Origin of the sequence: Pantoea sp. BL1, assembly GCF_000963985.1 — a bacterium.
GTDB classification, from domain to species: Bacteria; Pseudomonadota; Gammaproteobacteria; order Enterobacterales; family Enterobacteriaceae; genus Pantoea; species Pantoea rwandensis_B.
The window spans coordinates 1-20,725 of record NZ_JZRH01000025.1; the positions used below are offsets into that span (position 1 = coordinate 1).

17 protein-coding genes are annotated in these 20,725 nt (G+C 53.5%); 11 read left to right on the forward strand and 6 right to left on the reverse strand.

Annotation, left to right across the window (positions count from 1 at the left end; all coding sequences use genetic code 11):
- Positions 1 to 147 precede the first annotated feature (147 nt).
- From VH86_RS13340 to VH86_RS13350, 3 genes are all read right to left on the reverse strand, one after another.
- On the reverse strand, positions 148 to 975 hold the full coding sequence (locus VH86_RS13340; protein WP_045833140.1) for a Cof-type HAD-IIB family hydrolase: 828 nt from the start codon (positions 973 to 975) through the stop codon (positions 148 to 150).
- Positions 976 to 1,083: 108 nt separating this feature from the next.
- Positions 1,084 to 1,557 (reverse strand): RcnB family protein, encoded by a 474-nt coding sequence (locus VH86_RS13345; protein ID WP_038648374.1) that lies wholly within the window; start codon positions 1,555 to 1,557, stop codon positions 1,084 to 1,086.
- Positions 1,558 to 2,502: 945 nt separating this feature from the next.
- Complete coding sequence (locus tag VH86_RS13350) at positions 2,503 to 2,742, reverse strand: DUF1272 domain-containing protein (RefSeq protein WP_045816371.1); 240 nt, start codon at positions 2,740 to 2,742, stop codon at positions 2,503 to 2,505.
- Positions 2,743 to 2,924: 182 nt separating this feature from the next.
- On the opposite strand from VH86_RS13350, the gene VH86_RS13355 reads away from it, so the two are divergent.
- Positions 2,925 to 4,028 (forward strand): AI-2E family transporter, encoded by a 1,104-nt coding sequence (locus VH86_RS13355; protein ID WP_045816370.1) that lies wholly within the window; start codon positions 2,925 to 2,927, stop codon positions 4,026 to 4,028.
- A gap of 63 nt (positions 4,029 to 4,091) precedes the next feature.
- On the forward strand, positions 4,092 to 5,093 hold the full coding sequence (locus VH86_RS13360) for an AI-2E family transporter (protein WP_045833141.1): 1,002 nt from the start codon (positions 4,092 to 4,094) through the stop codon (positions 5,091 to 5,093).
- Between the two features lies 1 nt (position 5,094).
- Here the strand turns inward: VH86_RS13360 and VH86_RS13365 are convergent, their stop codons facing one another.
- A complete protein-coding gene (locus tag VH86_RS13365) occupies positions 5,095 to 7,794 on the reverse strand; it encodes a cation-transporting P-type ATPase (RefSeq protein ID WP_045833142.1) in 2,700 nt (899 codons plus the stop codon).
- Between the two features lie 742 nt (positions 7,795 to 8,536).
- On the opposite strand from VH86_RS13365, the gene VH86_RS13370 reads away from it, so the two are divergent.
- Together VH86_RS13370 and VH86_RS13375 are read left to right on the forward strand one after the other, a co-directional pair.
- Positions 8,537 to 9,160 (forward strand): response regulator, encoded by a 624-nt coding sequence (locus VH86_RS13370; RefSeq protein WP_045816367.1) that lies wholly within the window; start codon positions 8,537 to 8,539, stop codon positions 9,158 to 9,160.
- Positions 9,161 to 9,167: 7 nt separating this feature from the next.
- Positions 9,168 to 12,776, forward strand: coding sequence for a transporter substrate-binding domain-containing protein (locus tag VH86_RS13375; protein WP_045833143.1), 3,609 nt, complete (start codon positions 9,168 to 9,170; stop codon positions 12,774 to 12,776).
- 14 nt (positions 12,777 to 12,790) lie between these two features.
- Here VH86_RS13375 and VH86_RS13380 read toward each other — a convergent pair whose 3' ends face one another.
- Together VH86_RS13380 and VH86_RS13385 are read right to left on the reverse strand one after the other, a co-directional pair.
- Entirely contained in the window at positions 12,791 to 13,417 is a 627-nt protein-coding gene (locus tag VH86_RS13380; RefSeq protein ID WP_045833144.1) for a response regulator, read from the reverse strand.
- 251 nt (positions 13,418 to 13,668) lie between these two features.
- Complete coding sequence (locus VH86_RS13385) at positions 13,669 to 14,553, reverse strand: alpha/beta hydrolase (RefSeq protein ID WP_045833145.1); 885 nt, start codon at positions 14,551 to 14,553, stop codon at positions 13,669 to 13,671.
- Positions 14,554 to 14,654: 101 nt separating this feature from the next.
- On the opposite strand from VH86_RS13385, the gene VH86_RS13390 reads away from it, so the two are divergent.
- The 7 genes from VH86_RS13390 to VH86_RS25105 all read left to right on the forward strand — a co-directional run.
- The gene (locus tag VH86_RS13390) at positions 14,655 to 15,584 is read left to right on the forward strand and encodes a LysR family transcriptional regulator (RefSeq protein WP_045833146.1); all 930 of its coding nucleotides are present in this window, start codon (positions 14,655 to 14,657) and stop codon (positions 15,582 to 15,584) included.
- Positions 15,581 to 15,820, forward strand: coding sequence for a DUF1493 family protein (locus VH86_RS13395; protein WP_052696611.1), 240 nt, complete (start codon positions 15,581 to 15,583; stop codon positions 15,818 to 15,820). The genes VH86_RS13390 and VH86_RS13395 overlap by 4 nt, the downstream gene beginning before the upstream one ends.
- Positions 15,821 to 16,132: 312 nt before the next feature.
- On the forward strand, positions 16,133 to 16,798 hold the full coding sequence (tssL, locus tag VH86_RS13400; protein WP_045833147.1) for a type VI secretion system protein TssL, short form: 666 nt from the start codon (positions 16,133 to 16,135) through the stop codon (positions 16,796 to 16,798).
- Between the two features lie 36 nt (positions 16,799 to 16,834).
- On the forward strand, positions 16,835 to 19,219 hold the full coding sequence (locus VH86_RS13405; RefSeq protein WP_052696612.1) for a type VI secretion system Vgr family protein: 2,385 nt from the start codon (positions 16,835 to 16,837) through the stop codon (positions 19,217 to 19,219).
- 2 nt (positions 19,220 to 19,221) lie between these two features.
- Positions 19,222 to 19,974: a DUF4123 domain-containing protein gene (locus VH86_RS13410; protein ID WP_045833148.1), complete on the forward strand. Its 753-nt coding sequence runs from the start codon at positions 19,222 to 19,224 to the stop codon at positions 19,972 to 19,974.
- A complete protein-coding gene (locus tag VH86_RS13415; protein WP_045833149.1) occupies positions 19,971 to 20,486 on the forward strand; it encodes a DUF3304 domain-containing protein in 516 nt (171 codons plus the stop codon). The genes VH86_RS13410 and VH86_RS13415 overlap by 4 nt, the downstream gene beginning before the upstream one ends.
- On the forward strand, positions 20,474 to 20,725 hold a 252-nt coding region (locus VH86_RS25105; RefSeq protein ID WP_156150586.1), incomplete at its 3' end, for a DUF3304 domain-containing protein. The genes VH86_RS13415 and VH86_RS25105, both read left to right, overlap by 13 nt.

Here is a 20,725-nt window from a genome sequence, read left to right on the forward strand (position 1 = left end):
CTTTCGGGGTTCACTTCACAAAGCACGCCCGCACACCATCACTCTTCCGGCACATTACCGCGCCATGTCGCGCCGCTTCATCTCACCGCGCCTGTATATGCTTAGCGCATCGGCAAAGCAAATAATGAATGACGTGTCAGATGACGCTCAGAGGGTAAACGGCGGTTTGCCTGCCAGCATCTGTTCGATCACCTGCAGCACACCCTCTTCATTGTTGCTGGGCGCTTCATAGCGTGCGGCGTCTTTCACTTTTTGCGGGGCATTCGCCATGGCGAAGCTGACGCCCGATTGCTGCAACATCTCCAGATCGTTGCCGCCATCGCCAAACACCAAAATCTCGCTGCGATCGATGCCCCAGCGTTTGCCGAGCAGATCGAGCCCATGGCCTTTGTGATTGCCAGGCACAATCAGATCCACTGAGCCGTGGCCGCTGGAGGTCGCTGCGGCAGAACCCTGATGCAGGCGTTCGATATCGGCCATTAACGGTTCAACATAATCATCGGAGAGATTGAGGGCGAACTTGAAGAGTTTGTCATCCGCGACCTCATCGAGGCTGCGAATCGGCTTCAGACGGTGGCAGTAGTGGCGCATCTTCACCAGCCAGCTCTCCTCAAGACCTTCGAAGTAGTAGGCACTTTCGCGTCCGCAGAGGATATAACGCAGTTCCGGGTAGTGCCCGTTGTGCAGGGTATCGAGTACCGCATCGATATCGTCACGGCTGAACGCGCCGCAGAACAGCTCTTCATCGCGATCGATGATCCATGCACCGTTTTCGGCGACGAAGGCAATTTCGCTGGAGATATCGGGGAAGAAGGATTTGAGTTGGTAATACTGGTTGCCACTGGCGACCACAAATTTGATGCCGCGCCGTTTCATTTCCTGATAACAAGCCTGAAAACGAGCCCGGTTGTACTGTTTTTTATCGTCGAGAAAGGTGCCGTCCTTGTCTACTGCCACCATTTTTACCACGGTCATCATGACTCCTTAGCGCGTTGTAGGGAAAAAAGGGTCGCATAGAGAATAACCTGGTGAAGGCAGAAAGCAGAGAGAAACACGGATAGCCGTAGCCATCCGTGGGAGAGATTAGTTGAACGCGCCGTTCAGCAACAGCGAGGTGATCACGCCAGTGGCGGCAGCAATCAGGACGTAATTGCCGTCAACGTAAGACCAGTACTCACCGCGTGGCGGCTCTGGCAGACGGCGTTCGCGCCAGTCATCTACGCGATAGTGCGGGCCGCGGAATTCTGGCGGCATTGGGTGTCCGCGACGGAAATCGTGGCCGTTCCAGGCGAAGTGATCGCCGTCATGGTGTCCATCTGGGCCACGATGGTCGGCATAACGGTCATGATGATCCGGGCCACGGTCCGGGCCATGGTTGTAGCCATGATCGGGGCCGCGATCGCCGCCATGGTCAGGGCCACGGCCATGATCCTGATGCTGGTCGCCGCCGTGCTGCTGCCAGCGCTGGTCGCCCGGGCCATCTGCCCAGGAAACGGAAGAGAACAGTGTGCTGCATGCAATAAGTGACGCAATAAGACTTAATGTTGTTTTTTTCATAATGTTGCCTCCAATGATAACGGCAGTTACTGCGCCGTCGAGAGACACTATTCACCAATTAAAAACAAAAGAGGATTTCCAAAACTCTTAAAAACCGCAGACTTACATTAAATTACTACAAATTAGCGATTTCTTAACGGTTGTATCTTTTCTGACATTATCTGGTCTTAAAGTCAGCGGATTCATGCTACAGCGGGGAGGAAAGAAACCCGATCGCGAGGATCGGGTGGAGAAGGCTATTTCCATAAATTGCATAAAGCGGGTAAACCCTAAATTTGAGGGTAAAACTGAAGCACACAACGCCACATCACTAGCATTGCGGATAAACAATACCATTTTAAAATGCAAAATTCTTTTAAAAACCCCTGCTTTTCGGAAAAAACCGTAAAAATAAAACGGTGCAGAAAAATAATCTGCTGTGTGGCAGCTCTGACGCACAAATAAGGTCTGTGCTCTGACCAGAATAGCGGTTTGATAAATTTCGTGCTCGCGCAGTGGAATGAAATGAACCGACTACCCGCGATAACCCCACAGCCACCAGGCGATAAAACACTGCCAAATCAATGCTATTTCGTTAAAAATGCTTTAGCAAAGCGTTTCCCCCACCAGACTTCAGCTTTATTCATCAATTCACCAGGCATTAACTAGCGAAAATAGCGACGCATCCCGATTAATTCACAATCGTGATTAATATCGCGCTAAATATAGTTCAGGTTCTATATCGATTATCGGATGTTTATTTCAACTTCGCTGTCAGCGTAACAATATTACGTTACCGCTACTGTTTATTTCCGCGGGAAGAAATCGTGGAAAGAATAATAGTCAGTGCCAGCCTCAGGGGGATCGCGGTTGGTTAAAACGGCTACGCTAAGTCCCCATCTCCCGCACGTTGCTGCGCCAGCACGGCATTAAACACCTGAGCGAGGCGCAACGGTGCCAGTGGATTCAGCGCGTTGGGGTAGCCGATAAATGACGCGTGGTCGAAGCAGGATGGCGTGCCAACGCCGCCGCCGGACGCACCGGACGGCGCACCAGCTCACCCTCACAGTTCGGACAACGGTGGTTCAGCGTCGTTTCCACGCACTCGACACAGAAGGTGCATTCGAACGAGCAGATACGCGCATCCGGTGAGTCCGGCGGTAAGTCTTTATCACAGCATTCACAGTTGGGGCGTAATTCCAGCATCGCTCATCTCCCGTCAAATTTTTCATCATCATCACCGTGATTCAATCTTTGCGCCAGCCCGCTGGCAGACATCAGCAGGACAGATCGGGACATCCGATGTCCGCACGCGTGACCTAAAAGCATTACATTCCGCGTTTCACGTTCTATAGTTCAATCGCCACGTTTACTGACGAGACTATTGAATGCGTATTAAAGGACTTAACTTCGGCTTCTTTATTGTGATTTTGGCGATAGTCACCTACGCCTTTTTTGATGTGCTGACACCTTACTTTTCTGCCATTTTTTGGGCAGCCATTCTGGCGGTGATCTTCCATCCGCTGAAGTCGCTGCTCCGCCGTAAAATGGGCGACCGTAACGGGCTCGCTGCCTTTGCCACGCTGGCGATCATCTGCCTGATTGTGTTCACGCCATTGGCGATCATCACCTCGTCGATGGTAGTTGAAGTCAATACTGTGTACACCAAACTGCAGAACAGCTCGTCACAGTTCCCGACAGTGTTTGCCGAATTAATGCAGCACTTACCGAACTGGGCGCAGAGTTATCTCGCGGAGCACAACCTGAACAATGCCGGCCAGATTCAGCAGAAACTGTCTGAGTTTGCCCTCAAAGGCGGCCAATACATGGCAGGTAGCGTGTTCATGATCGGTAAAGGGACATTCACCTTTACGGTTGGCTTCGGCGTGATGCTGTATCTGCTGTTCTTCCTGTTGAAGGATGGCCCATGGCTGGTGAATCTGATACTGGAAGCATTGCCGCTCTCTACCTATGTGAAGCATCACCTGATGGTGAAATTTGCCGCCGTCTCACGCGCTACCGTCAAAGGCACGGTGGTGGTCGCGGTGGTTCAGGGCGTGTTGGGCGGTCTTGCCTTCTGGTTCACCGGCATTGACGGCAGCTTGCTGTGGGGTGCGTTGATGGCGTTCCTGTCGCTGATTCCAGCGGTCGGTTCTGCCATCGTTTGGGTGCCAGCCGCCATCTTCTTCTTCGCCACCAGCGCGGTGTGGAAAGGCCTGTTCCTGGTCGGCTTCTTTGTGGTGATTGTGGGTCTGGTGGACAATATTTTACGCCCGCTGCTGGTCGGAAAAGACACCAAAATGCCTGACTACTTGATCCTGATCTCGACGCTGGGTGGCATGGAAGTCTATGGTATCAATGGCTTTGTTATCGGCCCGTTGATTGCCGCGCTGTTTATCGCCTGCTGGAACCTGCTCTCCGGGCGCGACAACCGCGAAAACGTTGAGGAAATCGACGAAGAAGTGATTGAAGAGGGGAAATCGCGCGAGTAAGGCGTTTCCCTGTCAGGCGGTTGCTGCGCACAGCAGCCGCCGGTTTACCGGAGAACTGCATCGATGTACCAGGGTTGGTTAAAATCTTTCGCGCCGCTGGCGCAGACGCTTATTCTGCTCGCGTGTCTGACCCTCGTGTTATTGGGGCTGCGACTTGGCGCGCCACTGATCAACCAGGTACTGCTGGCGATATTTCTTGCTGTGATGCTGGATCCGCTGATTAGCCGTCTGGCACGACGCGGCATCCCGCGTACGCTCTCTTCTCTGCTGGTGATTGCCATCCTGCTGCTGCTGATCGTCATCACCATCATGTCACTGAGCGCCTCCGCACCGGATCTGATCAAACTGAGCCGACAAGCACCCAATCTGGTGGCAGCCAAACTGCAATACCTGACGCTTTCCCTGAGCCAGATGGGCATCGTGCTTACCGCCGATGAGATGCTTAATTTTGTCGATGCCGGTGCCGTGGTGCGCTTTGTCACGACGCAACTGTCGTTAATCCCCGGCCTGCTTTCGTGGTGGTTAATGGTGTTCCTGATGCTGCTGTTTATGCTGATTGAACTGCCGCTGCTGAAACGCACGCTGCGCGCCAGCAAACAGCACTCCGCACTGTTTATCGCGCTGGAAGAAGGGATTCAGAGTGTGATTGTCTATGCGCGAGTGAAAACGTTGACCGGCCTGCTGGGTGGCGTGATTGTCTGGGGCGTTGCGCATCTGCTGGGATTGAAGTTCGCCTTTTTATGGGGCGTGCTGATGTTTATCTTCAACTACATTCCGGTGCTCGGGTCGTTTCTGGCGGCGATTCCGCCAGTGATCCAGACCTTTATCCTGTTCGATACCCAAACCAGCCTGATGATGGTGGGATTCTTTGTGGTGCTGAACCTGCTACTCAGTTCGGTGCTGGAGCCGCTGATGCTCGGCAAGCGCCTCAATCTCACCCTGACCGTGCAACTGCTCGCCTTCCTGTTCTGGCAAGCGCTGCTCGGTATCACCGGCGCGATACTGGCGATCCCCCTCACCTTCCTGCTGAAAAAAGTCTGGCTGGCACTGCGCCAGCCAGAGTGAGCTATCGGGCGACGCGCCAGCCGCGCGTTAGCTGCTTCTCGATTTCCACCAGCACGAAAATCCCGGCGCTGGCCGCCAGCGAGATAAACCAATATTTAATTGGCAACGGCTCGGTGCCAAACAGCGTGTTCATCAGCGGCAGATAGATAATCATCGCCTGCAACGCCACCAGCACCAGCGTCACCAGCCAGATACCGCGGTTTTTAAGCAAACCGGCATCCAGCGAGAAGCCATCGCTATTGCGGCAGTTGAGCATATACACCCACTGGGCAGTGACCAGCATCTGCAACAGCACGGTACGAATGAACTCCGGCGAATAACCGCGCGGCTGCAGCCAGGCTTCCAGGACAAAGGCGCTAATCGAGATCAGCAGGCCGACGAAAACCACTCGCCAGATGGCGTAACCGTCCATCACATGGCTGCGCACATTACGCGGCGGCCGACGCATGATATTGCGCTCGGCGGCTTCAAACGCCAGTCCAAATGACAACGTTGCCGAGGTCGCCATATTCATCCAGAGAATCTGCACCGGCGTCAGCGGCAATAGATTGCCCATCAGAATCGCGATGATGATCAACAGCCCCTGCGCGAGGTTGGTCGGCATCACAAACAGGATAGTTTTCTTCAGGTTATCGTAAACACGACGCCCCTCTTTCACCGCCGCCGCGATAGTCGCGAAGTTATCATCCGCCAGAATCATGTCCGCCGACTCTTTGGTCACTTCAGTGCCTTTGATGCCCATGGCGATGCCGACATTGGCCTGTTTCAGCGCAGGCGCATCATTCACGCCATCACCGGTCATGCCGACGATCTCCCCGCTCTCCGCAAGCGCTTTCACCAGACGTAGCTTATGTTCCGGGCTGGTACGCGCGAAAATATCGTACTCGCGCGCCGCTTTACTCAGTTCTGCATCGTCCATGTGCTCAAGCTGATAACCGGTGATGGCGCTGTCACTGTTGCCTATCCCCAACATTTGCCCGATGGCCATCGCCGTTTCCGGGTGATCGCCGGTGATCATTTTGACGCGAATCCCCGCCTGCTGGCAGTCACGTATGGCGGTAATCGCTTCGGGACGTGGCGGATCCATCATGCACGCCAGACCCAGCATCATCATGCCCTCACGCAGATCGGCATGATCGATCTGCTGCTGCCCTTCCGGCAGCCAGCGCCAGGCCGCGGCCACGGTGCGCAGCCCTTCGCTGGCATAAGTGGTGATCGCGGCGTTCCAGTAGTCGCGATCCAGCGCTTCGGCACCCTGCGCGCCCTGCTGCTGCTGACACAGCGCGAGCAACACATCCGGTGCGCCGGTCAGCAATAGGCACGCTTTGCCATCAATCAGGCAACTCACGGCCATATATTTGTAGGCCGAATCGAACGGCAGCTTGCTCAGCACCTGCACACTTGCCGAATTGATGCCCGCTTTCGCCGCCAGCACCTTGAGCGCGCCCTCGGTGGGGCCACCGACAATCCCCCAATGGCCCTGTTTATCCTGCCTCAACTGGCTCTCGTTGCAGATATCTACCGTCTGTAAAAAGCCGTTGAGCAGCGCCTCATCGCGCTGTCCACTCTCCAGCTGAAACTCCCCTTTCGGCTCGTAGCTGTTGCCACTGATACGCCAGTGGCTATTCGCCAGCACCAGCGCTTTCACCGTCATTTCGTTCATGGTCAGCGTGCCGGTCTTATCCGAGCAGATCACTGACATGGCACCGAGGGTTTCTACCGTCGGCAGCTTACGAATGATGGCGTGATTGCGCGCCATTGACTGCACGCCAAGTGAGAGAATGATCGAGATGATCGCCGGTAAACCCTCTGGCACCGCCGCAACCGCCAGGCTGATCACCGCCAGCAGCAGTTCCGCCAGCGGGATATCGCGCAGCAGAAAACCGAACACGAACAGCGCGGCCATCATCAGCAGAATGATGTAGAAAATCGCTTTGCCGAGTTTTTCAATCTGCACCAGCAGTGGGGTTTTTGCCTCTTCGATGGAGGAGATCATCGCGTTGATGTGCCCCAACTCGGTATCACCGCCAGTGGCGATCACCACACCTGCGGCAGTGCCAGAACTCACCGTGGTACCGGAATAAGCCAGATTCAGCCGATCGCCCAGCGACTTTTCGCCCTCCAGCGCGTCGCTCAATTTGGACACCACCGTGGATTCCCCGGTGAGAATGGCTTCTTCTACTCGCAAATTGTGCACGTCGAACAAACGCAGATCGGCAGGGATCTTGTCGCCAGGCCGCAGCAGCACCACGTCACCGACCACCAGTTCTTCGGTCGGCACAGTGATCTGCCGTCCATCCCGCAATACCATTGCTTCGTTCGAGAGCATGTTCTGAATGCTTTTCAATGACTTCTCGGCGTTACTTTCCTGGATAAATCCAATCAGTGCGTTGATGACAGCAACGCCGAGAATGACAAAGGTATCCACCCAATGGCCCATCACCGCGGTGATCAGCGCTGCCGCCAGCAGGATGTAGATCAGCACATCTTTAAAGTGCGCCAGAAAACGCATCAGTATCGATTTCCCGGCTTTCTGTGGCAGCACATTGCGGCCATGGGTCGCAAGACGCGACTGCGCCTCCTCGCTCTGCAATCCGCTGGGCGAACTGTTTAGGCGGGCAAAGGCCCTGGCACTCTCGAGCTGATATAAGGGCCGATCAGATGAATCTGATGGCTCAGGACGGAAAGGAACAACGGTCATATTTCACCCCGTGCGGTTGGCAATAAACTGAAAAAAGGAGAATAAAAACAAAAAACCAGTTTAATATTGTTAATTTGTACCGAGATGACCGGGGTCATGTTTTAGTTGAAAAGACCGTTAATTAATATCGCTAATCACCATTCAATATCGAATTAATCACAATCTGGGAAGCAGAGGTGATGACGCTTTATTTCCCGATTAAAAACCACAGTGAAAATCACCAGTTAAATCAATTAAAACAAAAGGTTAATTTCATAAATCCCTTTATTTATGCAAGATTACTTACTGTGATGACTATCAGTTCAGTGACATTTCATGACGTTACTCTTAGGGCCACATAAGTAACTTTACCTTCAGGTTAAAATTAAACCCAATCTAAACAAAGTCACACTTCGCCTTTTCGTCGAAACACCTTTATTCCTCGTTTCGCCCCGTTAAGACCACTACCTGCTCAACTTAACCTTTATCTACAGCGATAATGTTCTTGCTACTTACATAGCGAAATCATCAGCTCAACGCCCAATGACTTCACTTACTTTAAACGACTCACCTCATAAAATAGAAAACTGAGCAAAAACCATAGTAAATATATAAATAACACGTCAGGTCATGATATTTATTGCATCAGGAAAACCTTACAAAATAATTATTTGCGCCATTTAAACTTTACTCTTAAAATCCGCTAACCAATAAAACTAATCCTTATTAATATTCCATTCACCGCAATAAACAGGACAGCCATATGAAGGAAGTTCTCATCGTTGATGACCATCCCGTCGTTCGGATGGCATTAAGACTGCTGCTTGAAACGGACAACATGAATGTGGTGGGCGAAACGGATGACGGGTTTGAAGCATTAGCCTTAACCAAAAAACTGTCACCGGATTTGATCATCGTGGACATCGATATGCCCTCTTACAACGGCATCGATCTGGTACAGAGGCTGCGCCACAACGGCTTTAGCGGCGGCATTCTGGTGTTGACTGGCAAAGACGTTGACCACTACATCAAACGCAGCGCCACCGCCGGTGCCGATGGCTTTATTAGCAAACGCAATAACATGACCGAATTGCACGACGCCATTCGCGCGATTAATGCCGGATATGGCTTCTTTCCTTTAAATCGCCGACGTCAGGGTTTACCGGATGATATTCAGGAAGACAAAAATAAGATTGCTAATCTCTCCAGTAAAGAATTGCAGGTGCTGGTGTATTTATCCAAAGGCATGAAAGTGGTGGAAATGGCACAACGGATGAAGATCAGCGATAAAACCGTCAGCACTTATAAACGCCGATTAATGGAAAAGCTCGATATTCAAAATATGGTCGGCCTTTACGAGTTCGCCAAACGCAATAATATCGCCTGAACTCGTCATGGTTAAATTACTCTGCCTGATGGGTTTGATGTTCTGCCTGCTGAATCAGCCAATCAGGGCTGAAGATCCGCGCACCATGCAGTTGGTCAGTCGTGAACAAAATGTCCTGCTGACCTTTGATCTGCCCGACAACGACTGGCGCTGGCTGGGCGAAAAACGCGAAGTTAGCGTCGCCCTCTACGCGCCAGAAAATCCGCCTTTCGATATGATCATCGATGCCAACACGCTGGAAGGGATCTCTGCTGACTACACGGCTCTGGTCCTGCATTACCTTGGTTTGCACATCAACACGCACTATTACAGCAGCCGCAGTGCTGCGCTCGATGCCTTGCAGCAAGGCAAGGTGGATATACTGGTGGACAGTGCCGGCAGCCCGGAACCCTCTGCCGCAGACCTGTTGTTGAGTACTCCGTTTGCCTCGGATTATCCTGCGATGGTGTCACGCGATAACATCATGTCTGAAATGAGTGATGACAACTCCCCGATGCAGATCGCCATGCCGCGCGGCTACCTGAGCGATGCCTGGATTGAAGCGCGCTATCCGGAAGCGAAAATCACCCGCTATCCTTCTGCGCTCAGCGCTTTGGCGTCATTAGCCTTTGGCGAAAACGACTACTTTATTGGCAATCTCAACACCGCCAACTACCTGATTGAGCGCAATTACGCCTCGACGCTTTCCGTGATTCGCATTTTTGAGCCCACCGATGCCGGACCGCGCTTTGTCTTGCCCATCCGCAATGCGCCACTGTATAGGGGCGTCAATGCAGTGCTGAATGCTATTCCCTTGCAGCAACACAAAGCCATCTTCCATCAATGGGTGCAAAGCATGCCTCCGATGAGGGCGGCACCGCCTCTGCAACTCACTGACCGTGAGCGGCGCTGGCTGGCTCAGCACCAGACGCTGCGCGTGGTGATGAACCCGCTCGATGCGCCTTTCACGCTAAAAGATCGGTACAACAAATTTAACGGTATGACCGCAGACTTACTGCGCTTGATTCATCTGCGCACCGGCATCGACTTCACCATGGTGGAGGCCTCCTCCGTCAACGCGATGTTCGACCAAATGAGCCGCCATGACGTTGAGCTGGTTGGCTCGCTGGCCCACAGCCCGCAGCGTGAAGCACGTGCCCTTTTCTCTCATCCTTATGTGCTGCCGCCGTATGTGCTGGTGAGCAAAAACACGCTGGGCGCACCCAAAACACTGAATGACACCGACACGCTGGCGATCACACCCCAGCATGAACTCACCAGTTGGCTGACGGAAAATTTTCCCCATATCAAATTGATCACCGTTGAGAACGCCAGTATTGCATTGCAGATGTTGAATGAAGGACGGGTGGATAGCGCGGTGAATAACCTGATTGCCGCGCGCTATATGATCGATCGCTACTTCAGTAACCGGCTGCAGATAGTCTCGCGCCTCGGGGAAAATCCGGCGCGAATCGCCTTTGCCGTAGGGCGCGATAATCCGGAGTTGCTGAGTATTCTGAACAAGGTGCTGGCCACCATCCCGCCGCGCGACATCTCGCTGCTGGCGATGAAATGGCAGGGCACGCCCGATGTCAAACTCGATACCTGGATGGCCTATCGTCACGAATTCTACTGGCTGGCCGGGATCTTCGCGGTGCTGGTGATCACCTCACTGTTTTGGAACTACCATCTGCATCGCGCGGTGCGTCAGCGTAAAGAGACACAGGCGCGGCTGCAGGAGCAAGCCACCTTCCAGAAAACCCTGTTTAACGGCACGCCGGTGCCGATCTACGTCATCAATCACAAAGGGGAAATGACCAACAAGAATCCGGCCTGGAGCCAGTTCTTCAACGATCGACATTCTAATATCAGCCAGCTGCCGCTCAGCGACAGCGCGCACCCGTTGCACGCCCTCTGCCAGGCGCAAATGGCCTCACTGGCCGAGCAAACCTCACTGGAGATGGCACCGCAGCGCGGTCAGATCGATAACGGCCACGAACTGCGTGATGTTATCCACCACGCGGAGGCGTTTCGCGATAATCACGGCAACATCGCCGGTATGATTTGCAGCTGGCAGGACGTAACGGAACATGAACAGCTCACCCGCGATCTGCTGCAGGCCAGCGAGCGCGCCGAGCAGGCTAATCGCACCAAAAGTACCTTCCTCGCCACCATGAGCCACGAAATCCGTACGCCGATCAGCGCGATTATTGGCTTGCTGGAGCTGGCGGTCGCCAACCGCCTGCAACAGCCGTGCGATAAAGAATCGGTGCGCGTCGCCTATGAATCCGCGCAATCGCTGATGGGGCTGATTGGCGATATCCTCGACATGGCAAAAATCGAATCGGGCAAGCTGGAACTGTCCCCGGAATGGGTGCGCTTCGATACGCTGGCCGAACCGGTAGTGCGCGTGTTCGAAGGGCTGGCGCGTCAGAAAGGATTGCTGTTGCACTATCAGGTTGACGTGCTGCATCCGGACGAACTGCTACTGGACCCGATGCGTCTGCGGCAAATCCTCTCCAACCTGATCAGCAATGCCATCAAATTCACCGAGCGCGGCACGGTGGAAGTCCAGGTGCGCAGTAAACCGGGCGAAGGCGATCGCGCCACGCTGGAACTCACGGTGCAGGATACCGGCATCGGCATCAGCGAAGAGGATCAGCAGCTGATATTCAATCCTTATGAACAGTCCGCATCGGGCAAAAAACAGCGCGGCACCGGCCTCGGATTGGCGATTTGCGAGCAAATGGTGGCGATGATGGCGGGCAGCCTGTCGCTGCACAGCCAGCCGGGGCGCGGCACCCGCATCTGCGTGCGCATCCCGGTGGATTGCCGTGAGGCGGTCAATGCGCCGGTTGAACCGATACGCCAGCAAGATGCCTGCGGCCTGCCGTTAACCATCCTCACGGTAGATGATCATCCTGCCAACCGCCTGCTGCTGAAACGTCAGCTCACTCGGCTGGGACACAAAGTGATCGAAGCCGAGGATGGCGAACAGGCGCTGTGGCTGTGGCAGGAAAACCAGATTGATTTGGTGATCACCGATTGCAGCATGCCGGTAATGGATGGCTTCACCCTGACGCGCGAATTGCGTAAGAAGCAGCGTGAACCACTCACCATTATGGGACTGACCGCCAACGCCCAGCCGGAAGAGCGAGCGCGCTGCCTGGAAGCGGGTATGGATGACTGCCTGTTCAAACCGTTGCGCCTGCCGCAGCTGGAAGCGCTGCTGCAAAAAGTGCCGCGCCCGGCGGTTGTGCCCTATCCCGGCCATGTCGCACTGAATCATCTGCTCGATCTCAACGCCCTGCGCGAACTGGCTCATCAGGACAACGAAATGTTGCAGCGCCTGCTCAACGCCACCCGCGATGAAAACCTGCAGGATATGCAGGTGGCCTGCGCCTGTTACGACAATCGCGACTGGCCCGCGCTGGAGCGCAGCCTGCATCGCCTGGCGGGATCGGTGCAGATCATTGGCGCACTCTCGATTGCCGATCAATGCCGCGAATTAGAGCAAGCCTGTGGCGCCCCAGCCGATGAACGTCATCTCGGCCAGATGCTCGATGAAACGCTGGGCTGCGTGCATGTGTTGAATCAGGCTATCGAAACCTTTCTGACAGAAGAGTTCAGCGCATAAACTGCCGCTGCGCCTTAATCCAGATTGTGCCGCTGGGCAAAATCGATCACATCCACCAGATTCTTTAACTCCAGCTTCAACATCAGACGGCTTTTATAGGTGCTGACGGTCTTATCGCTGATGTTCATACCTCGCGCGATATCCACCACTTTCTCCCCGCGCGCCAGCTGACGTAACACATCCAGCTCTTTGGGCGACAACTCGTCAATCTTGCGCTGGTCACTGTTTTCATCCTCAAGATGCAAGCCCTGACGCGCACAATTCATCGGGAAAAAGGCGTATCCTTTGCTGATGGCGCGAATCGCATCTCTCAGCTCGGTTAACTCTTTGCACTTACTGATAAATCCGTTGGCACCCGCCGTGGCACAGCGACGGATATAATTCTCGCTGTCCTTGCCGGAGAGCACCAAAATGCCCCTCTTGTACCCGCTCTGGCGCACACGCTTAATCACATCGATACCGTTGAGCACCGGAATGTCGATATCAATAATCACTAAATCCGGCTGCAGTTTTTTCACAGACTGGATGGCCTGAATGCCATCGCCCACTTCCCCTACGACTAGCCGATTGTCTTGTTCAATGACTAGCTTGAGCGCTAATCGTGTGATTGGATGATCATCAACAATCAGTACCTTTTCCATTTTTCACCCCGTCCCGCGCCTTGACCGATAAAGTAGAGCGACTGGGTGAGTTGACGTGCGCCGTCAACCGTCAGGCATCAGCGCCAAGTTGACTCGCCCTTGCCTCACCAGCCACCCCTCTTCGGAAACGATCCCTTAACGGTTATATCGGTGGATGTCGCGGTTGCTAAAATAAATGTGATGGGGGGATGAGAGGAGGAGATTTGTGCCCGGCCTGTGTTGCGAGAATCACTGACCGGGCACATGAAGTGTTACTGATGCTGGCGAATAAAACTGGCGGCGATATCCAGTGCGTGACGTGCGGCATCCAGGCGGATGTCCCGCTGAAATACATGGTGCATGCCCTGATAGATATCCAACTGCACTTCACCGCCCTGCTCAGCTAATTGCGCCGCTAAGCGCGTGGCATCATCCAGCAGCAGTTCTTCAGTGCCGACCTGAATCGCCAACGGTGGTAAGAGGCTGTACTGGGCAAACAGCGGCGAGGCGCGATGATCTTCCGCCAATGTGCCCTGCAAATAAGCCGCAGCGGCATCGCGCAGGATAGATGGCTGGAAAATCGGATCACGCGTATTGGGATCGTTAAACGAAGCGCCGCTAAAGGTCAGATCGGTCCACGGCGAAAACAGCACCGCAGCACGGATTTTCTTAACCAGCTGCGGATGTTGCAGCGCCACCAGTGATAGCGCAGCCCCGGCTGAATCGCCCACCAGCGCGATATGTTCAATGCCGCTGTCGATGAGACTCTTTAGTAGCTCAATCACCCGATCCGGCGCGGCCGGGAATGGATGTTCTGGTGCCAGCGGATAGTCGAGCACAAAAGTAGAATAACCCGTGCGCACCGCCAGCTGGCTGGCGAACCCGCGATAAGCCTGCGCGCTGCCGAGCATATACGCCCCGCCATGGATAAACACGATAACCTGTTCGGTGCGTGTCTCCTGCGGATGCAACCACCAGCCAGAATCTGAGGCTTGTTCACTGCGCATAGCTGCTGCCAACGGTGTTTCCGCGGTCATCTCGTCATAATACGCGCGCATTGAGCCAGTAAAGTTCGCGCGATGCGTTTGCTGTTCGGCCAGTGATTGCTGCACTTGCAACTGATCGTGACCGGTTAGGGGATGCTGTGACTTGTTCATAAGTTGCTCCGGTAAAAGGGTGTGGAGCCACCTTATGCCATTCCAATTTTCGCAACTAGCTGGCTTAATGGAATACCCTCTATTCCCAGTAGGACTATTGAATGGATCGACTTGATGCTATCCGGCTGTTTCTGCGCGTGGTTGAATGCGGCAGTTTCTCCGCCGCCGCCAAAGAAGCCGGTATCGGGCAATCTGCGGTCAGCAAACAGATCGCCGCGCTGGAGAAGCAGTTCAATCACCCGCTACTGAAACGCTCCTCACGCGGCATTGCCTTAACCGACTCAGGCCGAACCTTTTATGACGGTGCGCTGCGCCTGCGCGATGAATTCGACCAGCTTGAATTAAACGTCAAATATGGCGCAGATGAACCGGCAGGCACGCTGCGTATCTCAGTGGCACCGGTGTTTGGCCGTTTCTACATCGTGCCGCGACTGCCCGCTCTGCTGGCGCGCTACCCGGCGCTGAATGTGGAATTGCGCGTCTCCGAGCGGCATGTGGATTTGATTGAAGAGAATATCGATGTCGCCATCCGCCACGGCGAACTACAAGACTCGGCGCTAACACAACGCAAGCTGGCTGACAGCCCGTTGATCACGGTGGCGAGCCCGGATTATCTGGCCAAGTATGGCGTGCCCGCTTCCCCTGCTGACCTGAGCGAGCATCAGTGCATTGCATTTAATGCCGGGCGCGGCATGCATCCGTGGCGCTTTGTGGATGAGCACGGTAAGGCGATTACGCTGATGCCTCAAGGGCGGTTTCAGAGCAATGATGGTGAGCAACAACGCGCCGCTGCACTGGCGGGATTGGGCATTACGCAATTTCCGGCCTGGCTGGCGGGACCGGATTTAGCTTCAGGGGCGCTGGTGCCGGTGCTGAAGGAGTTTGCCGTGGGATCGATGCCGGTGAGCGCGGTGTTCGCAACGAAGCAGACGGCGAACAGTAAAGTAAGGGTTTTTGTTGAGTATTTGCTGGGGACGTTGGGGGAGGATTTGCCGTTGGGGGCTGGGGTTGAATCTAGGAGGATAGTGTGAAGCCTACTTTGGAAGAGGTGATTGAGTTTGTGCGTGAGTTTTCGGGGGATCACAAGTCTATGATGACTGAGCATACCCTGCTGGATGCTGATCTGGGTATTACCGGGGATGAGGGGGCTGAGTTGCTGGAGGAAGCGGAGAAGAGGTTTGGGGTTTCGTGTGTGACCGAGGAGAGATCGTTTCAGGAGACTTTTGGGATTGGAGAAGTGGATATCATGCAGGAATTCCGTTTCTGAATGGAGCAGGAGTTTGGATCAGAGTCACGGGATCACTCCACTTCGATAACAGGATGTTGTTAAGAGGAACGTTTGCAGTTAGTTAAAAAAGAGGATTTGCGGAAGAAAAAATATACTAAATATTGGAACTGTAAATTTGATCAACTATCACCTTGTGTAATATCATCAGTCGTACTGAAGTATGGGTGTTAATCTTATTGACGTGCAGTCGAAAATTAAACTTCTAAGCATGTTAGAAGTCAGTAAAGACAACACCATTCAATGAAATTTGTGATTGTGATAAGGGATTAATAACACTTAGGAGTTACCAGGATGGTACCCACAACGTCTTCCGCCTACAACATCAAAGCCAGTACCCTCGATACGCTCATGCAGGATACCTGGCTGCTGGCGCTCTCTGTCCGAAACGGACAATCCATAAAGATTGACGATGCACTTTATCAGCGTTGTTTTAGCATGGTCCAACAGGTCCAGGATAAACTTAATACGGCGGGTGCAGCGGCCTCTCTCCGCGAAGAAATCAAATTTGCACACTGCGTCTTTCTTGATGAACTGATCATGACCATTCCAGACGCTGATATTTCAGCCTGGTGGAAGCGCACACCTTTGCAGGGGCATTTTCTCGGCCATCTCAACGGTGGCGAGCATTTCTATGAACGCATCAAAAAGCTGCTTCGTGAACCTGCAACAGCAGAAGCCGCCGTCAGCTGCTACTACAGAATGTTGCGCTTTGGCTATACCGGAAAATACCGAACGGAAGACGATGAGGAGCGTCAGTCGCTGGTACAGCAGCTAAAAGCGCTTTTGCCTGAGCAGGCTGGATCTTCCGACTCAGCGGTCATTATCCAGCGTTCAAAACACAAAACATCTTTCTGGCAGCGTTCTCCCTGGCTTATTCGCAGCAGTCTGCTGGTTGCCATCATTGTTGCCACTTTCATCATGAACGGCCATCTGCACTATCTGCTTGGCAGAGGGTAGGTTTCGGGCCAGCAAATTTCAGGAAGGAATCTGTAAATGGGCAAGAAGGACTTTGTTATTGCGGGCAGCAAGACGCCGGTATACAACCATTATCAACTGAGCATCCAGGCACTGAAAAATCAGCGTCCCGACATTCAGTTGTCAGTGCTGCGTTTCAGCGGTGAAGAAGCATTGAACACGCCCTGGAAGTACAGCATCGAGATCACCAGCGCCAGCCGGGATATCCCGGCAGATATTCTGATTAACAGCACCGCTCAGCTCTTATTTTATCCTGACGGCCAACCCTGGCAGTCAGTGGAACCTCGTATTCTGCGCGGTGTTGTTACCGCTTTTCAACAGTGCGAATCCTCTGCTGACGAAACACGTTATGTGGTTACGCTTGAATCACGCCTGGCGTTGCTAAAAAACAGCCTGACCTGGGCCGTTTACCAGCACAAAAGCGTACCGGGTGTGGTCGAGGATATCCTCAAACGCTGGGAATACTCCTCGCTGGACTATCACTTCCGTCTGAATACTCAGTATCCGATACGTGATTTCTATATCTCATACGCGGAGAGCGACCTCGCCTTTATCGAACGGCATCTGTCGCGCATTGGCGTGTTTTATTACTTCACCTGGGATGAAGAAAATCACCGTGATGTGCTGGTGCTCGGTGACAGTGCGCAGGCTTACGGTGCAGAGCAAAGCATCGTATTTCGCCATCCGTCAGGGCTATTTGATGGCGGGCAGGAATCACTCTGGGATATTTCAGTTAATCGCCATTCAGTTGCCGCCAGCACAAGGCTCAATGATGAGTATTACCGCAACGCGCAAAATGACATGCAGGCGCGCGCGGAAACTGATCCTGATAAACCTGCGCTTGCGGGAGAGCTGTATCGCTACGGTGAAAACTATCAATTACTGGGCAAGGAGCACCAGGCCCTGCCGGAACAGGGGCAGTGGTTTGCCAGACGCCGCCAGGAGCGGCTCATAACGGAGCAGATTACCTTCGACGGTATGAGCAACGGCATGGATATTCGTCCGGGCATGGTGATCTCGCCGCAGGGTAAGGAGTGGGCGGATGCGCCGGATGGCCTGCTGGTGGTGTCGACTTCATCCACCCGCATTTCGCGTGATACTGCCTATGTTATTCGCTTTACCGCCGTGCCAGTTCGCTCGCAAAGCACTTATCGACCGCCATTGAAAAGCTGGCCGCATATTGCTGGCACGCTGCTGGCTCGCGTCACCAGCCCGGTAGAAAATGCGCAATATGCAGAACTTGACGAGCATGGTCGTTATAGAGTGCGTTTTCAGTTCGATCTGAACGAATCCTGGCAGTCGGGTTTTGAAAGTGTGCCGGTGCGGCTGGCGAAGCCTTATGCAGGTAACGTCTACGGCTGGCACTTTCCCCTGATAGCCGGAACGCAGGTGATGATTGCCTTCACCAATGGCGACCCTGACAGGCCTTATATTCTTTGCGCGGCACATGACTCTCGCCATGAAGATCATGTCAATCTCTATAACTATCAACGCAATGTGCTGAGGACCCCGGCGAACAACAAACTCCGGTTTGAGGATCGCCGTGGATATGAGCATGTCAAACTGTCGACGGAATTTGGCGGTAAGAGCCAACTTTCACTCGGGCATATCGTCGATAGTTCCCGAAGCAAGCGCGGCGAAGGGTTTGAACTACGCACGGACAGCACGGGTACGCTGCGAGCCGGTAAAGGATTGTTCCTAACGGCAGATGCACAGACAACGGCGACGGGTCAGGTGCTGGAAATGGCACCTGCAATCAGCCTGGTAAAAGGCGCGGTGAGCCAGATTAATGACTGGCAGACCATCACCCACTCTCACCATAACCTTCAGCCCGATGCTTCTCACCTCAGCGCATATCTGACTGCAGCCGAACAGCTTAAATCCCCGGCGATGTTGCTCAGTGCCCCGGAAGGGATTGGTGCCGTCAGCCCCAAAAGCATTCTGCTTAACTCTGGCACAACCCTGCATCTGCAAAGCCAGACAGAAACCAGCATTGCCAGCGGCAAACGTGTGCAGGTCAACGCCAGTCAGGCCATTTCGCTGCTGTCGCAGAAGGAAGGCATTCGCATGGTGTCGGGCCAGGGACCGCTAACGGTCGAATCGCACGGCGATACTCTGGGTCTGACGGCGATGAAAGATATCAGCGTGCAAACCGTTCAGGGTGAACTCCGTCTGACCGCCAAAAACGGCATCGTGCTGGGCTGCGGCGGCGCAACCATCAGGATCACGCCGCAGGGCGATATTCAGATCCATTCGCCAGGTAAAACCAGCATTCGAGGCGTGCATGTCTGGAATACGCCTGCCAGCGAAGAGACGCCATTACCGGAACTGCCAAAATCGGTGTGTAAAGAGTGCCTGAAAAAAGCGCAGGAAGCCGCTTTAGCTTTCGCTCCGAGGGGATAGCCATGACCAGTAAAGATAACGGAGCAGCATGGCTAAAACAGACCACCGCACTCGGCACTGCTGCCGGACAGGATTATATCGATGTGCTGGTTGACCAAGCCGGTACTGAGCAACCACTGCAGCAGGCGCTGAATCAGATCAATCCACCGCTGCGCTGGTTTTCACTGTTTGAGGGAACGCCTGAAGCAGCAACGGAAGAGTATTCCCCGCTGGTGATGCGACTGCATTTTAGTGTTGCCAGCCATCAACGCTGGCTGGAGCAACTGGTGCAACACTTTTCCGCTACGCCACGGCTGACATTTTTAATATCGCCACTGGCATTCGATCTGCTTACCACGCATTTGCAGGCACTTTCGCAGGTTCAGTGGGAGGAACAAACCGGTTTGCTGCGCTACTACGATAATCGCGTTTTTCCACAGTTGCTGACGCAGGTATTGAGCCCGGAACAGCAGGCAACGTTTACGGATATTGCGCTGTTCTGGAGCTGGCAGGATCGGGATGGCGAATCGGTGTGGAAAACAGGCAGCTGGACACCGGAGCATGTGCCTGATGATGCGCCAGCAATGAATAACATCAACGATGCGCAGGTGGAATTGATGGGATGTTTGAGTGATGCCGAAGCACTGATGTTGAAAATCAGCGAGGCAGAGACTTCAAAAGAAGCTAAGTATGCACGCTGCTTACAAATAGCTCTGCAGGCAAGCAAGGCGGGATATCTGGGCGATTTACTGGCATTTACGGAGCAAAACCAGTGAGCAATTTCATCAGGTTATTCAGATATGTTGTTTTAAGCTGCGTAGTCATTTTAGCGGGCTGTGACCAATCGGATGCTTACGAATCCAGCGGAGGTGACGTGGGTGCAATTAACCACGTTGCAGGGCAAAGAATTAACTGGTTTTCAGTTAATGGCTACCGTGTGCCAGGCACTGGGGGAGGCTATTGCTGCGTAATGATCCCGGATAAATGGCGTCCTGGGTTGATGACTCATATTGAGTGGGAAATCGATCCTAATCCCCATGAAAAAATACCACGACTGACAAAAGGGGTAGGTTTTGAGCCTAAAGCTCTGGCAGAGCATGAGGCCAAGTATCGTCGGTATAGTGCCGATGTTTCTGTCCCTGAGTACGATGAAAGCGCAGGGATCACCGTTCATTTTCTGCCCTGCCGTCAGGTCAAAGTTTATGCCGGTATAGCCAGCTATGGTGCGGATACATATCCGATTAAAGAGCCCACTGATATGCAGGAGCCAGCGACATGCGAAAATTAAATATCAAGATTGGCGTGCCCTGTACGTTCCTAAAATTTATCCGATTAGCTTCATTTAGCAGCCTGATGATTTTAGTGGGCTGTGACCAGTCCAATACGGGTGAATCAAGTGCCGGGAATCTGGGTGCGATAAACCATGTTGCTGGGCAAGATATTAATTGGTTCTCTGTGAATGGTTATCGCGTACCCGGTACAGGTGGCGGCTATTGTTGCATTATGCTGCCAAATAAATGGCGCCCG

Bases quoted from the DNA above. Each gene is read 5' to 3' on its own strand.
- VH86_RS13340 (WP_045833140.1), bottom strand. From the start codon at position 975: ATGACCGTGGTAAAAATGGTGGCAGTAGACAAGGACGGCACCTTTCTC.
- VH86_RS13345 (WP_038648374.1), bottom strand. From the start codon at position 1,557: ATGAAAAAAACAACATTAAGTCTTATTGCGTCACTTATTGCATGCAGC.
- VH86_RS13350 (WP_045816371.1), bottom strand. From the start codon at position 2,742: ATGCTGGAATTACGCCCCAACTGTGAATGCTGTGATAAAGACTTACCG.
- VH86_RS13355 (WP_045816370.1), top strand. From the start codon at position 2,925: ATGCGTATTAAAGGACTTAACTTCGGCTTCTTTATTGTGATTTTGGCG.
- VH86_RS13360 (WP_045833141.1), top strand. From the start codon at position 4,092: ATGTACCAGGGTTGGTTAAAATCTTTCGCGCCGCTGGCGCAGACGCTT.
- VH86_RS13365 (WP_045833142.1), bottom strand. From the start codon at position 7,794: ATGACCGTTGTTCCTTTCCGTCCTGAGCCATCAGATTCATCTGATCGG.
- VH86_RS13370 (WP_045816367.1), top strand. From the start codon at position 8,537: ATGAAGGAAGTTCTCATCGTTGATGACCATCCCGTCGTTCGGATGGCA.
- VH86_RS13375 (WP_045833143.1), top strand. From the start codon at position 9,168: ATGGTTAAATTACTCTGCCTGATGGGTTTGATGTTCTGCCTGCTGAAT.
- VH86_RS13380 (WP_045833144.1), bottom strand. From the start codon at position 13,417: ATGGAAAAGGTACTGATTGTTGATGATCATCCAATCACACGATTAGCG.
- VH86_RS13385 (WP_045833145.1), bottom strand. From the start codon at position 14,553: ATGAACAAGTCACAGCATCCCCTAACCGGTCACGATCAGTTGCAAGTG.
- VH86_RS13390 (WP_045833146.1), top strand. From the start codon at position 14,655: ATGGATCGACTTGATGCTATCCGGCTGTTTCTGCGCGTGGTTGAATGC.
- tssL (WP_045833147.1), top strand. From the start codon at position 16,133: ATGGTACCCACAACGTCTTCCGCCTACAACATCAAAGCCAGTACCCTC.
- VH86_RS13405 (WP_052696612.1), top strand. From the start codon at position 16,835: ATGGGCAAGAAGGACTTTGTTATTGCGGGCAGCAAGACGCCGGTATAC.
- VH86_RS13410 (WP_045833148.1), top strand. From the start codon at position 19,222: ATGACCAGTAAAGATAACGGAGCAGCATGGCTAAAACAGACCACCGCA.